The sequence below is a fragment of the Gemmatimonadota bacterium genome (genome assembly GCA_016714015.1).
Lineage (GTDB): Bacteria > Gemmatimonadota > Gemmatimonadetes > Gemmatimonadales > Gemmatimonadaceae > Pseudogemmatithrix.
This window is the reverse complement of sequence record JADJNZ010000001.1, coordinates 1333521-1347674: the sequence shown is the minus strand read 5'-3', so window position 1 is coordinate 1347674 and position 14154 is coordinate 1333521. Positions and strand designations below refer to the sequence as shown.

Annotated in this window: 12 protein-coding genes; 4 read left to right on the top strand and 8 right to left on the bottom strand. The window is 68.6% G+C overall.

What is annotated here, in order from left to right:
• Window positions 1-21 precede the first annotated feature (21 nt).
• Complete coding sequence (locus IPJ78_05775; GenBank protein ID MBK7906059.1) at window positions 22-1623, bottom strand: alkaline phosphatase family protein; 1602 nt, start codon at window positions 1621-1623, stop codon at window positions 22-24.
• 162 nt (window positions 1624-1785) lie between these two features.
• On the opposite strand from IPJ78_05775, the gene IPJ78_05770 reads away from it, so the two are divergent.
• A complete protein-coding gene (locus tag IPJ78_05770) occupies window positions 1786-4941 on the top strand; it encodes a glycosyl hydrolase (GenBank protein MBK7906058.1) in 3156 nt (1051 codons plus the stop codon).
• 81 nt (window positions 4942-5022) lie between these two features.
• Here IPJ78_05770 and IPJ78_05765 read toward each other — a convergent pair whose 3' ends face one another.
• The 3 genes from IPJ78_05765 to IPJ78_05755 are packed head-to-tail and all read right to left on the bottom strand — an operon-like array spanning window position 5023 to window position 8035.
• Complete coding sequence (locus IPJ78_05765) at window positions 5023-6204, bottom strand: acetylornithine transaminase (protein ID MBK7906057.1); 1182 nt, start codon at window positions 6202-6204, stop codon at window positions 5023-5025.
• Complete coding sequence (gene argB / locus IPJ78_05760; GenBank protein ID MBK7906056.1) at window positions 6201-7073, bottom strand: acetylglutamate kinase; 873 nt, start codon at window positions 7071-7073, stop codon at window positions 6201-6203. Before argB ends, IPJ78_05765 begins: the two co-directional genes overlap by 4 nt.
• Window positions 7070-8035 carry an N-acetyl-gamma-glutamyl-phosphate reductase gene (locus tag IPJ78_05755; protein ID MBK7906055.1) on the bottom strand — a complete coding sequence of 322 codons (966 nt, stop codon included), beginning with the start codon at window positions 8033-8035 and terminating at the stop codon, window positions 7070-7072. The genes argB and IPJ78_05755 overlap by 4 nt, the downstream gene beginning before the upstream one ends.
• 92 nt (window positions 8036-8127) lie before the next feature.
• Here IPJ78_05755 and argR point away from each other — a divergent pair, with 92 nt between their 5' ends.
• Together argR and argH are read left to right on the top strand one after the other, a co-directional pair.
• Window positions 8128-8598, top strand: coding sequence for an arginine repressor (argR, locus tag IPJ78_05750; protein ID MBK7906054.1), 471 nt, complete (start codon window positions 8128-8130; stop codon window positions 8596-8598).
• A 96-nt stretch (window positions 8599-8694) separates the two neighbouring features.
• Window positions 8695-10092 carry an argininosuccinate lyase gene (argH, locus tag IPJ78_05745; GenBank protein ID MBK7906053.1) on the top strand — a complete coding sequence of 466 codons (1398 nt, stop codon included), beginning with the start codon at window positions 8695-8697 and terminating at the stop codon, window positions 10090-10092.
• A gap of 718 nt (window positions 10093-10810) precedes the next feature.
• Here argH and IPJ78_05740 read toward each other — a convergent pair.
• Both IPJ78_05740 and IPJ78_05735 read right to left on the bottom strand, forming a co-directional pair.
• Window positions 10811-11020 carry a cold-shock protein gene (locus tag IPJ78_05740; protein MBK7906052.1) on the bottom strand — a complete coding sequence of 70 codons (210 nt, stop codon included), beginning with the start codon at window positions 11018-11020 and terminating at the stop codon, window positions 10811-10813.
• Between the two features lie 232 nt (window positions 11021-11252).
• A complete protein-coding gene (locus IPJ78_05735) occupies window positions 11253-11612 on the bottom strand; it encodes a hypothetical protein (protein MBK7906051.1) in 360 nt (119 codons plus the stop codon).
• Window positions 11613-11701: 89 nt separating this feature from the next.
• Here IPJ78_05735 and ispG point away from each other — a divergent pair, with 89 nt between their 5' ends.
• Window positions 11702-13072 (top strand): flavodoxin-dependent (E)-4-hydroxy-3-methylbut-2-enyl-diphosphate synthase, encoded by a 1371-nt coding sequence (gene ispG, locus IPJ78_05730; protein ID MBK7906050.1) that lies wholly within the window; start codon window positions 11702-11704, stop codon window positions 13070-13072.
• Between the two features lie 15 nt (window positions 13073-13087).
• Here the strand turns inward: ispG and IPJ78_05725 are convergent, their stop codons facing one another.
• On the bottom strand, window positions 13088-13684 hold the full coding sequence (locus IPJ78_05725) for a bifunctional (p)ppGpp synthetase/guanosine-3',5'-bis(diphosphate) 3'-pyrophosphohydrolase (protein MBK7906049.1): 597 nt from the start codon (window positions 13682-13684) through the stop codon (window positions 13088-13090).
• A gap of 40 nt (window positions 13685-13724) precedes the next feature.
• Window positions 13725-14129, bottom strand: coding sequence for a hypothetical protein (locus tag IPJ78_05720; GenBank protein MBK7906048.1), 405 nt, complete (start codon window positions 14127-14129; stop codon window positions 13725-13727).
• Window positions 14130-14154 lie beyond the last annotated feature (25 nt).

The window sequence follows — 14154 nt, the reverse complement described above, 5'->3', positions numbered from 1 at the left end:
ATCGACGCTCCGGAACGGGGATCAGGGACGGAGGGGCAGGACGCGCCCATCGAGTGGCTCGAGCGGCGTCACGCCGAGCAGCGCGGCCAGCGTGGGCGCCATGTCCACCACGCGCGCCGCGGTCCCGCGGATGCCACGCGCCACGCCAGGCCCCCAGAAGATGATCGGGACCTGGGTGTCATGGTCATGCGGCAGTCCATGCGTCGCATAGGTCACCGTTTGCCAGTACGCGAACGGCTCGAGCGTGAGGACCGCCCGCACCGGACCGTCCGCGGGGAGCATGTGGAGCCAGCGGCGGGCGATGTCGTCGCGCGCGGTGTCCGCCGCGGCCAGATCGCGCACCAGATCAGCGCGCAACACACCGTTGAGCGGCCGGAGCGCCTGCACCCAGACGGCCGCGATGTCGTCCGGATCCACGTTGCGGCGCCGGAAGGCGTCAAGGTCACGCACGCGGAACCCGTCGTCATCGTGCGCGGCCGCCGTGTCGACCCCGGCCGCGCGCATCGCCGCATACGCGGCGCGCCACGCCGGCCGCACGTCCACGCGCTGCGCATCATGGTTGGCGTAGTACGCGGAACGCCACTCGGGAAAGGGCGAGATGCCGTGGTCGGCGGTGAGCGCGACGACGATGCGCCCGCGCCCGACGCGACCCTCGAGCTCGTCGAGGAAGTGCCCGAGGTAGCGGTCGAGCCGGAGCAGCTGATCGTGGATCTCCTTCGAATCGGGACCGTACCGGTGCCCCACCGCATCCGTCGTCGACAGCGAGACGGCGAGCAGGTCGGTCCGCCCAGCCTCCATGCCGAGTCCGAGCGCGCGCTGCCCCTCGAGCGCGAAGGCGATGGTCAGCGAGTCCATCCACGGATAGTCCCGGATGGCGCCGCCCACGGCGGCCGTGTCGGTCGTGACGGTGTGCGGGAAGACGTAGTCGCGCCCATTGCCCTCAAGCGGATTCGTGTCCGGCTCAGCATAGCGGTCCGCAGGCAGGAGCGGCTCCCACGCCCGTCCCGCGTAACTGCGTGGCAGGCGGCGCGCGTTGAAGGCGCGCACCCAGCTCGGCAACGTGTCGCGGTAGTAGCGCGACGTCGTGAACAGCCCCGGCATCGCATACCAGTAGACGTCGACCTTCGCGCGCCCGATGGGCAGGATCGCCCCGCGATCCTTGCGCGAGACCGAGAGGACGCGAGTCCGCGCATCCGCCGCCGCCATCCAGTCGTAGAGAGTCGTGCCGAGGAAACGGAACGGTGACGCGCCCACGTCGTCGCTCGCGATGAGCGGCGATGCCGAGGTGTTCACGCCCTGCGAGTTGCTCGCGATCCCGGTGTGCACTGGGAAGCGGCCAGACATCGTGGTGGCATGCCCCGGCGCCGTCTCGGCGATCGCATGGTCGTGTCGGCCACGCATCCAGGTCGCGCCCTGATCGCGCAATCGTGCGAGCCCGCCCGTGAAGTTGGCACCGTAGCGCTCGAGATAGTCGCTCCCGAGCTGGTCGACGGTGATGAAGACCACGAGGCTCGGCTTCCCGGACGACGGGGACGTGGTCGGTCGCGACTGGGCGCCGGCGCTGCACGCCCCGAGGAGGACCAGCGTCGGCAGCAGACGCGCGAGGAGCGATGGACGGGGCATCATTGGTCGGGATAACGGTGGGCGACGGTCGAACGTTGCCGATGATTCGGTGATCCCACCAGAGGGACGGCCGACTCGCCGCGCGCATGGGCCTCCCTTCGACGGCTTGACGCGCTCGCGGGCACGGGACAACGTGCGGGTTCCCTCCCCAACCCCCATCGCATGCGCCGCGCTCTCCCTGCCCTGCTCCTGCTCGTCGGACCCGCGCTCGTTTCCGCGCAGGCCCGCTCCACCGCCGCCACGCCGGTCGCGGCGCGTCCCGACTCCGCTTGGCGCGAGGTCGCCGGACTCGGCTGGCGCAACATCGGCCCGTCGCGCGGGGGGCGGAGCGTCGCCGTGACCGGCATCGCGGGCCAGCCGCTGACCTACTTCGCCGGCTACACCGGCGGCGGCCTCTGGCGCACCGACGACGCCGGCATCAACTGGCGCAACATCTCCGACGGCCAGTTCACCTCGAGTTCCATCGGCGCGATCGCCGTTGCGCCATCCGATCCCAACGTGCTCTACGTCGGCAGCGGCGAGCACGCGATCCGCGGCCAGTCGTCCCCCTACGGCGACGGGGTCTACAAGAGCACCGATCAGGGGCGCACCTGGACCAACGTCGGGCTGGCCGCCACACGGCAGATCTCGGCCGTGCGCGTGCATCCGACGGACCCGAACGTCGTCTACGTCGCCGCACAGGGCAATCGGTGGAAGGGCACCGCGGAGCGCGGCATCTATCGGTCACGCGATGGTGGGGGCACCTGGACGCTCGTGCTGAAGGGCATGAACGCGACGAGCGGCGCGAGCGACCTCTCGATGGATCCGAGCAACCCGCGCATCCTCTACGCCGCCTTCTGGGATCACCAACGCACGCCCTGGTTCGTGCGCAGCGGCGGTGCGGGCAGCGGCCTGTGGAAGTCCACCGACGGCGGCGACACCTGGACGCGCCTGACGCAGGGACTCCCCGCGCTCATGGGGAAGATCGGCGTCGCGGTGTCACCGGCCCAGCCGGATCGCGTCTTCGCCATCGTCGAAGCCGAGAAGGGCGGACTCTACCGGTCGGACGATGCGGGTCGCACCTGGCGCCTCCTCTCGAGCGACCGACTCATCCAGACGCGCTCCTGGTACTACATGAACGTCATCGCCGACCCGGCCAACGCCGATGTCGTGTGGGTGATGAACGCCCCGATCGTCCGCTCCATCGACGGCGGCGCGACCTTCACGACGGTCCAGGCGATGCACGGCGACAATCACGCGCTGTGGATCGACCCCACCGACGCCCGCCGGATGATCAACGGCAACGACGGCGGCGCCTCCATCTCGCTCGACGGGGGCCGCAGCTGGAGTACGCAGGACAACCAGCCGACCGCGCAGTTCTACCACGTCACGGTCGATGACGACTTCCCGTACAAGCTCTACAGCGGGCAGCAGGACAACTCGTCGGTGGTGATCCGCAGCCGCGGGACCGGGGGCTCCATCGGCATCCGCGACTGGTGGGACGGCGCCGGGTGCGAGAGCGCGAACATCGGCGTGAGCGCCAAGGATCCCCGCTTCGTCTACGGGGGCTGCTACCAGGGCCTGATCGACGAGCTCGACCAGCGCACGATGCTCACCCGCGACATCATGCCCTGGCCGGAGATGAACCTCACCGAGCCGACCGATCGCACGCGCTACCGCTTCAACTGGACCGCGCCCATCCTGGTCTCCGAGCATGATGCCAACGTGATCTATCACGGCGGCAACGTCCTCTTCCGCTCCTCCGACCGCGGCACCACGTGGAAGCCCATCTCCCCCGACCTCACGCGTGACGACCCTGCCCGTCAGGGTTGGGGTGGCGGTCCGATCACGAACGAGGGCGCCGGCGGCGAGGTGTACGGCACGATCTTCGTGATCCACGAATCCTCGCACGACGCGCGGACCGTCTACGTCGGGACTGACGACGGCTTGGTCCATCTCACGCGCGACGCGGGCGCGACCTGGACGAACGTCACACCACCCGTCGCAGGCGACGGTCTGGTGAACGAGATCGAAGTGTCACCGTTCGATCCGGCGACGGTGTGGGTGGCGTTCCGGAAGGATCGCGTCGGCGATCCGGAGCCGTACCTGTTCCGATCCACCGATTACGGGCGCACCTGGACCAGGCTTGTGGCCGGACTGAAGGCCGGTGAACCGGTCCGCGTCGTCCGGGAGGACCCGGAACGCCGCGGCCTCCTCTACGCGGGCACCGAGAACGGCACGTACTTCTCGGTCGACAACGGCGCCACGTGGCAGCGCTTCACCGGCATGCCTGTGACGCCGGTGACTGATCTCGAGGTCCGGCACGGCGACCTGATCGCGTCCACCGAAGGGCGCGCCTTCTGGATCCTCGACGACCTCTCGCCGCTGCGGCAGCACAGCGCCGAGGTCGCCCGGGCGACCGCACACCTGTATGCCCCGCGCCGGGCGATCCTCCTCGCCGGCGGAGGAGGCTTCGGTGGTGGGGGCGGAGGCACGCGCGTGGGTCGCAATCCCCCCACCGGGGGGACCGTGCACTTCCGTCTCGCCGCGGCCCCGGATTCGTCCACCAAGGTGTCGCTCGAGTTCCTCGACATGCGAGGCGTAGTTCTGCGGACCTATTCCAATCGGTCGGGCAGCGGTCCCGCGCGTCTCGCCGCGCGCGGCGGCCTGAACACGTTCACGTGGGACCTGCGGCGTGAGGCGCCGACCACGTTGCAGGGCGTGCAGCTCTTCGGTGCGCCGTCAGGCGGCGGGGCGAAGGTGCTGCCCGGCCGCTATCAGGTGCGCCTCACCGTGGGCGCGTTCGCGCAGACGCAGCCGTTCGACGTGGTGAACGATCCGCGCCTCGAGCCCATCCCCGCTGCCGTCATCGCGGAGCGCGATTCCATCGCCAACCTGCTCGTCGCGCGGATCGGGGAGATCCACGACGCCGTGCTGCGGGTGCGCGATGTCCGCGCGCAGGTCGCAGGCATCGTGACGCGCACCGCCACCGATCCCTTGGCGGACTCCATCGCCGCTGAAGGGAGGAAGCTGACGACCAAGGCCGAGTCGCTCGATCCGCGGATGACCACCAAGGCCGGCAATGGGCAGGACATCATCAACTACGCCAACGGGATCAACGGCCAGTTCGGCTTCCTGCTCGGCCAGGTCGAGGGGAATCCGGGACTGACGGCACAGATCCGCGAGCGGCTCGCCGAACTCGAGCGGATGTGGGGTGCGCTGCGCGCCGAGGTCGAGGTGCTCGAGACCACCGATGTGGAACGATTCAACCAGCTGCTCGAGCGGGCGAAGGTCCCCGGGCTGATCACCCCCAAGCCGAAGCCTCGCGTGGTGATGTAGGACGTACGCGGTCCGCACCGATCGCGAAGCGCCCCGGCGGCCATCGGCCGCCGGGGCGCTTCGTCATCCAGCACCATCGCATCAGCCTAGCGCGGCCTCGAGCATTTCGATGCCGAGCTTCAGATCGGCGCGCGTCATCACGAGCGGTGGGAGAAGACGCACGGTGTGGTCCCCCGCGGAGACCACGATGAGGCCCTGCTCCAACGCCCGCCCCACCACGTCCTTCGCGGGATCGGTGACGTCGAGTCCCCACATGAAGCCGCGTCCACGCACCGCGCGCACCTTGGTCGACCGCTTCTGGAGCTGAGCCAGCTGGTCGCCGAGCCACTTCCCTTCCTTCACGACGTGCGCGAGGAGCTTGGGATCGTGGAGCCGGTCGAAGACGTGGTTCGCGACGTGTGCCACGAACGGTCCGCCGCCGAACGTCGTGCCGTGGTCGCCGGGCTGCATCGCATCACCGACGGCCTGTGTGGCGAGCACCGCGCCCATCGGCAGTCCGGCCGCCATCGGCTTGGCGAGCGTCAGCAGGTCCGGCGTGATGCCGAACTGCTCATACGCGAAGAACGTCCCGGTACGTCCATAGCCGCACTGGATCTCGTCGAGGATGAGCAGGACGTTCCGCTCGCGCGTGAGCGCGCGCAGCTCGCGCACGAAGCCGGTGTCGAGCACGCGCACGCCGCCCTCGCCCTGGATCGGCTCGAGGATCACAGCACAGGTCGTCTCGTCGCTGATGACCGCGGAGAGCTCGGTGAGGTTGCGCTCATGGATGTGGATGCCGCCGGCCAACGGACGGAATGGGTTCCGATACTGCGGCCGATCGGTCGCCGCCACGGTCCCGAAGAGGCGCCCGTGGAAAGCCCCCCGCAAGGAGACGATCTCGTGCTTCGCGACCCCGCCTTCGAGCTTGCCCCACTTCCGCGCCATCTTGAACGCGCCCTCGTTCGCCTCGGCGCCCGAGTTGCAGAAGAAGACCCGGTCGGCGAACGAGGCGGCGACGAGCTTCTCCGCCAAGCGCTCGCCGGGGCTCGTGCGGAAGAGGTTCGAGGTGTGGACGAGTCCCGTCTCGATCGCCTCGTGCATCGCCTGCTTCACGCCCGCATCGTTGTATCCGAGTGCGTTGACAGCGATGCCCGCGGCGAAATCGAGCCACGACCGGCCCTCGGCGTCGTGGAGCCGCACGCCATCGGCGCGCACGAGTTCCATCGGCGCGCGACGGTAGAGCCCCAGCAGGGCGTCGGTCATCGGGTCGGCGGCGGCGGTCATGCGTGGTCCTTGCTGGTGGTGTGGTGGAGCGTCACGGCGGTCCCGACGGTGGAGTCCGTGACACCATCGATGTTCGCGATGCGGACCCGCCGGACGCCGTTGCGGAGCGCGGTCGTCGCGGCGTCGAGCTTGGCGCGCATCCCGCCCTGCACGACGCCGCGCGCGACGAGGCGGTCGATCGCGTCGGCGTCGAGGGTTCGGAGGAGCGCACCGTCCTCGAGGACGCCCGGAACATCGGCGAGGAACAACAGCTCGTCGGCACCGAGGCTGGCGGCGATCGCTGCGGCGGCATCGTCGCCGTTCACGTTGAGTCCGTCACCCTCGGCCGACTCCCGGTCTCGCGCCAGCGGCGAGATCACCGGCACCCAGCCGCCGTTCAGGAGATCCGCCACGAGCGTCGCGTCGGCGAACACATCGCCGCCGACGCGACCGAAGGTGGCGTCGGTGACCCGCGCGGTCAGCATGCCCCCATCCTCGCCGCTCACCCCGACGCTCCGGAGTCCGGTCGTGGCGAGCTGCGCGACGAGGCGCTTGTTGACCGTCCCCGAGAGGATCATCCGGACCGCATCGAGGTCGGCCGCGCTCGTGACGCGCCGACCATGCACGAACTGCGGTTCCACCCCCATGCGGCGTTGCAGCGCGGTCACCTCATCGCCACCGCCGTGCACGATGACGAGTCGCGTGCCCCGCGCCCCGGCGGCGTCGCGCAGTCGCTCCGGAAGGACCGGATCCCCCTGGGCTCGGCCTCCGATCTTCACGACGCGGATGACCACGCCCGCACCGACATGCGTCGCCACGTGGGGCGAGCGATCGGCCCGCGGATGCAGGATCGGGGAGTGCGCGTCGGAGCGTCGGCGTTGTCCGGTCATGACGGCAATCCCGTCGCCTCGTCGAGACCGAGCATCAGGTTCGCGTTCTGCAGCGCCTGACCCGCCGCGCCCTTCATCAGGTTGTCGATCGCACTGAACACCTGGATGGTCGGCGTTCGCACGCCCGCGACGGGGCGGGCGGTCAAGCGCACGACGTTGCGATGCGTGACGTGGCGGAGCTCGGGAAGGTCCTCGATGACCTCGATGAACCGCTCGCCAGCGTATCGGGTGCGCCACGGCGCCAGCAGGTCGGTCAGTGGCGCCTTCAGCGGGACGGTGATCGTCGACAGGATGCCGCGCGCGATCGGCAGCAGATGCGGTGTGAAGAGCAGATCGACGTCGGCGCCGAGCTCCCCGGCGAGCGCGCGCATCTCGTTCAGGTGCCGGTGCGTGTTGCCGACGCCGTAGGCCCGGTAGTTCTCGGTCACCTCACCGAACAGCAGGTCGAGACGCGGCGAGAGGCCGGCGCCGCTCACGCCGCTCGCCGCGGCGATGTCGATCGTCGCGCCTGGCGCGACCAATCCCTGCTCCAGCAGCGGCAGGAGCGCCAGGAGCGCCGACGTCGGATAGCAGCCCGGGTTGGCGACGCATTCGGCGTCGCGCACCTGGTCGCGGCGCAACTCCGTGAGTCCATACGGGATTCCTGCGCTCGCGCCGTTGCCGATGCGGAGGTCAGCGGAGAGGTCGACGACCTTCACGCCCGCCGCGCGCGCGCGCGCGACCCACTCGGCGCTGGCGCCGTGGGGGAGCGCAGAGAAGAGCAGTCGGGCGTCCGCGAGGCGGACCTCGTCGGTGGCTTGGAAGGTGACGGACCCGCCAAGCGGCAGCTGCGCGGTCTCGCCGCGCTGCGAGTTGGCGGTCGCATACGCGAGCGTGAGCGCGGGGTGGCGCTGGATGAGACCACAGAGCTCGCGCCCCGCGTATCCGGAGGCGCCGAGCACGCCGACTGGAATCTTATGCACCTTTAATGCATACTAATGCCGTCGATCGCTGTCAACTGTTTCCTTACCTCGCGCGCCGGTGCGTGGTAGACTGCGGCAACCGGAGAACTCTCGTGACGGCCAGTAAACGCGACCGCCAGCATGCCATCCTCGAACTGATCGGCACCCGTGAGATCGGGAGCCAGGAGGAGCTGCGGCAGCTGCTCCTCAAGAAGGGGTGGGACGTGACGCAGTCCACGCTCTCGCGCGACCTGCGTGACCTGCGCATCGCGCGCGTGCCGACCGGGCACGGCCTGCGTTACGTGGTCAGCGGCGAGGGTGGCGGGGAGGAGGGCGCGCGCGCGCCGCTGGCCGCGATCCTGCCGCAGCTGTTCGTGCGTCTCGACGGGGTCGGCCACCTCATCGTGCTCAAGACCGTCAGCGGGGGCGCGCAGACCGTCGCGCACGCCCTGGACCGCGAGCCCAACACCGACCTCCTCGGTACGATCGCCGGGGACGACACGATCCTGATGATCTGCCGCAGCGAGCAGGCACGGGAGCGTGTGGCGCGCCGTCTCGCGGGCTTGGGCCGGCGCGGCAGCTGATCGCACGACCATCATTCGCATACTTATGCGACTTGCATTCAACCGCAGCCGCGACGTGATCCGACGTCCGGCCTGCCAGCCGACTCTTTCGAGGGACTGAACGTGAGTGGAACAGAACACAAGCTCTGGGGCGGCCGGTTCGCCGGCGGGCCCGCCCCTGAGCTCGAGGCCGTCAATCGCTCCATCACAACGGATCTGCGGCTTTGGCCATTCGACATCGCACTGTCCAAGGCGTGGGCGCAGGGGCTCGTCACCGCCGGGGTGCTCACGGCGACCGATGCGACGGCCATCCGGGACGGTCTCGATCGCGTGGCGGAGCGCATCCGCGGCGGCGAGGCCCCCATCGCGTCGGACGAGGACGTGCATACGTTCGTCGATCGACTCCTGCACCTCGAGGCCGGCGAGCCCGCTGGTCGCCTGCACACCGGTCGCAGCCGCAATGACCAGGTGGCCACCGGGACCCGGCTGTGGACCCGCGATGCCTGCGATCGCGTCGCCCTCCTCGTGCGTGACCTGCAGGAGGCGATCCTCACGCAGGCCGCGTCACAGGTCGAGGCGATCATGCCGGCCTACACGCACTTGCAGCGCGCGCAGCCCGTGTCGGTCGCCCACTGGCTCCTCTCGCACTTCTGGCCGCTCGAACGTGATCTAGCGCGCCTCCGGGCGGCGCGCGCGGCGGCCAATGTCCTGCCACTCGGCAGCGGGGCCATCGCCGGGTCCGCCTTCCCCGTCCCCCGTGACGAGATCCGCGCCGCGCTAGGGTTCGTGTCCCTCTCGCGCAACTCGATTGATGCCGTGGGTGACCGGGACTTCATCGCGGACATGCTCTACGCGATCACGGTCCTCGGCACGCACCTCTCGCGAATCGGTGAGGACCTCATCCTGTTTGGGTCGAGCGAGTTCGGGTTCGTTCGTTTCGGCGACGCCTTCTCGACGGGCTCTTCCATGATGCCGCAGAAGCGGAATCCGGATGCGCTCGAGCTCGCCCGTGGGTCCGGCGCGCGGATGCTGGGCGACCTCACCGCACTGCTCGCGACCCTCAAGGGACTTCCGAGCGGCTACAACAAGGACCTGCAGGAGGACAAGCGGTCCCTGTTCGATGCGGTCGACGGGATCTCGCTGCTCCTCCCCGCGGTAGCCGGCTCGATCGCGACGCTCACCTTCGATCGGGCGAGGATGCGCGCGGCCGTCACCAGTTCGATGATGGCGACTGACCTTGCCGACTACCTGGTCCGAAAGCGGGTGACATTCCGTGACGCGCACGGCGCCGTCGGTCGACTGGTGCGCGAGGCAGAGGAGAAGGGTATCGAGATGTCCGCGTTGCCCTTCAGCAGCTTCGCGACTGCCAACTCGGCATTCACTGAGGATGTCCTTCAGGAGCTGCGACCAGAGACTTCGCTTTCGCACCGAGAGCTGCCAGGAGGGACCGGATTGCAGGCTGTTCGCGAGCAACTCGAAGCGGCTCAGCGCGCAGTGGGTTTATCACTGGCGTAGATCGGTAAACTGCTGTCAAAGAACGACTTATATATTAAACTTCATGTTGAGATTAATATATTTGCGATTCTGCAGGCCGGTCCATGATCGAGGTGCGTTTTTCCTGGGTGAAACGCGAGTGCGTAGTGATGCATCGGTCGACATGATGTACATACTGCACTGTCGGATATGGCGTTAGCTCAATACCTTAAATATTCTCCAGTGCGAGGATATTTAATTGAGAGCGGTGACGACTGCCACTGCCGCGGCGATCCTTGGCCTCGAGCGGAACGCGTTTCAGAATATGATCACGCGGATTCGGGCCTCGGAGCTTCCTAGAGGCCGCCAGGGCCTTGAGCGTCGGATTCCTGTCACGCTACTCCCGCGTCTGCTACTGTGCGCCGAGCTCGCGCAGCGCTTGGGACTGCCGTTTTGGGAGGCCTATTCGCTCGCGCAGCGCCTTGCCAGGGGGGAAGGCACCGCTGGTCCCTTCATCCGGATTCACGTTGACCTCGAGCGCATTGAGCGGGAGATAGACGCGCAGCTCGAGACTGCCGTGGAGACCGTCGTTCGCCCGAAGCGCGGGCGGCCGCGTGGACGGGGACAGGTGCGCGTGGGGGCATTGCCCGCGCCTCGTCCGGGGAGCGAAACGCCTTGACAGTTGCGGCCTCGCCCTACGGGAACACAAAAGGCGCCCGGAGCCGAAGCTCCGGGCGCCTTTCGATCGTGCCGGCGTGGCTTACGAAACCTTCGAGACGTTCTCGGCAGCGGGGCCCTTGGCACCCTGCACGATGTCGAACTCGACGGCGTCACCCTCTGCGAGCGACTTGAAGCCGGAACCCTGGATCGCGCTGTAGTGCACGAAGCAATCCTTGGTGCCGTTGTCCGGGGTGATGAACCCGAAGCCCTTCGCATCGTTGAACCACTTCACCTTGCCGGTCGTACGCATTCCCTACTCCTGATTTGGTGATTGTCGCCGGGAGCGGAACGCGCCGACCCTGCACAATCGAGATCACGGGACAAAAAAGGCCCCCCGTGCTGGACCGACCCCCAGAGAGTCCAAGGGACGAAATGAAGGTACGGAGTCCGCCGCCACCCCGCAATAGGGGGTTTTGCAAGTGACATCTTTCCCCCGCCGGTCGTCCGGCCCGGCCGGGCCCTCCCTCGCGGCACCCGGAGGATCAGGGCAGCGGCGTCTGCCCATCGTCGACCACGCGACGATACGCGGTCACGAAGTACGGCGTGTCGCCGAAACAGCTCGTCGGGACGCCCCGATGCTCGCTGTACTCCACGGCCACCCGCCCTTTCCCCATGTCCGACGCGAGCGCCTCGGCCAGTGAGTCGTTCCGGATGGTGAAGGTGAAGATCTGTGGCGAGACGCCCGGCGCCGTCGCCATCGCCAACTCACCCTCCCACGTCTTACAGATCCATCCCTTGAGCGAGAGCTTCTGCACGTAGCCGGTGCGCGTCCCCGTCGAGTACGAGTACCCGAGTGCAAGGAGCGACCAGAGGGTGACGCCGAGCAGTGGGACGCCGATCAGTCCGAGGACCGTGAGCTTGCCCCAGTGTCGGCGGAAGAGACCGGGCTTCGCGGGCGGAGCCTCCGCCGGTGCGGGCGACACAGGAGCGGATGCAGGACCGGGCTCGGCCATCGGGACTCCGAAGGGGAAGGAGGAAACGCGTCGAGGATAGTAAGTTGTTCTTCTGGTGGGGGCGAGGGCAGGTCGGCCCGCCACCCCGCCGCCCCATCTCCCACTGCTCCCGCGTGACCGTGCCTCCCTTCAAGCCTCGCCGCCCCTCTGTGACCGCCGATATCGGCGGCGTCCTCGTCGGCTCCGCCCATCCGGTGGTCGTGCAGTCCATGACCAACACCGACACGGCCGATCCCGCGTCGACCGCCGCGCAGGTGGCGGCCCTCGCGAAGGCCGGCTCGCAGATCGTCCGCATCACGGTGAACAACGACGAGGCCGCGGCGGCCGTGCCCGAGATCGGGCAGCGCCTCGCCGACCTTGGCGTGACGGTGCCGATCGTCGGAGACTTCCACTACAACGGCCATCTGCTGCTGCGGAAGTTCCCGCGCACGGCGGCGGTGCTCGCGAAGTATCGCATCAACCCGGGCAACGTCGGCACCAAGCACCGCGACGACAATTTCAGGACGATCGTCGAAGTCGCGGTCGAGCATCAGAAGCCAGTGCGGATCGGCGTGAACTGGGGCTCGCTCGATCAGGACCTCCTGACGCAGATGATGGATGCCAACGCCGGGCGCGCGGAGCCGCTCGAGGCGAAGGAGGTCTATTTCGAGGCGATGCTGGAGTCGGCGCTACGTTCCGCAGCGCTCGCTGAGGAGGTGGGACTTCGTCACGACCAGATCCTCATCTCGGCCAAGATCTCGCAGGTCCAGGACCTCGTGACGGTCTATCGTCGCCTGGCCGCGCGCTGCGACTATCCGTTGCATCTCGGGCTCACCGAGGCCGGCCTCGGCACGAAGGGGGTCGTCGCCACGACGGCCGCGCTCTCGATCCTGCTCAGCGAGGGGATCGGGGACACGATCCGCGTCTCCCTCACGCCGCGCCCTGGTGGGGACCGGACGGAGGAGGTCGTGGTGGCGCAGCAGATCCTGCAGTCGCTCGAGCTCCGCTCGTTCACGCCGCAAGTGACATCCTGCCCGGGCTGCGGCCGCACGACCTCGACCTACTTCCAGAAGATGGCCGAGGACATCCAGAACTACCTGCGCGAGCAGATGCCGGTGTGGCGCGGCTCGCACCCGGGCGTCGAGGAGATGAAGGTCGCGGTGATGGGCTGCGTGGTGAACGGGCCCGGCGAGTCGAAGCACGCCAATCTCGGCATCTCGCTTCCCGGGACGTTCGAGGAACCGAAGGCGCCGGTGTACGTCGACGGCCAGTTGAAGGTCACCCTCAAGGGGGATCAGATCGTCGCGGAATTCCTCGAGATCCTGAACGACTACGTCGCGCGGACCTATCCGGTGGTCGCGAGCACCTGAGGCGCGCGCCGCGCCTCAGAGCGAGGCGAGCTGCGCGATCAGGTCGTCGAGCTCCGCGACAATGGAAGCGGTGAAACCGACGGCGTGCAGTCGCGCGCTCACGTCGCGGTACCACTGCAGCGTCCCTTCGCGCCCGCCGCCGAAGCGCCCCCACACGGTATCGGTCTCGATGGTCCGACGCAGGTCGGCGAGCGTGGCGCCGGCGTTGTGGACCTTGTCGGCAGCGCACACCCACCGCGCGGCATCCGACGCGGTCGCGAGCCGGACCAGGTAGTCGGTGCGGATCTCCTCGCGCGAGAACTCGACCCCGTCCTCATCCACGCGGCGCTTGGTGACGCTGAGCACCGTCTCCAGGACCGCATCGCCGAACTTCGCCGCGATCCGATCGGTGAGCATCTCGCGCGTCCATCCCTCGCGCACGCAGTCCTCGATCACGTCGTGGAGGATCCCGGCGATGACCGTCTCCTCCTCGCGCCCGTAGCGTGTGAGGATGATCGCGACGTTCGCCGGATGGGTCAGATAGGGCAGGCGCGTGCCCTTCCGGACCTGGCGGTCGTGATGCTTCGCCGCGAAGGCGAAGGCGTGGTTGATGCGGTCGGAGTAGCCGGTCATTCGAGTGTGCGGAACTTAGCCGCGCGCGAAGCCGCGCGCATCAGCGCACGATGCCCGCCGCGAGTTGCAGGTCGAGGACGGTGAGTGCGAGCCCTTGCACCACCACACCGAGTCCCGCCCCGACGAGTCCGCGGCGCGGCCCGATGCGCCAGCCGAGAACGGCGAGCGTCGCACCAACGCCGACGTAACCTACGTCGAGCCCGATGTTGAGCCAGACGAACCGGTCGAGGGAGACTGCCCCGGAGAGATCCCGCAGGGCGAGGCCCTGGCGCGCCCAGAGCGCGATCGCGAGATCCACGATCCCCCATGCGAGGGACTGGATGGCGAAGTGGGTCAGCAGGGCCGATTCCGTCCGGCGGATACGGAGCAGGGTCAGCAACAGCGTACCGCTGAGCACGGAGACGGCGGCCCAGGCGAGTAGCTTGAGGAGATGGAGCTGTTCCACTTGAAGCAGTGCGTCGGCCCATTGA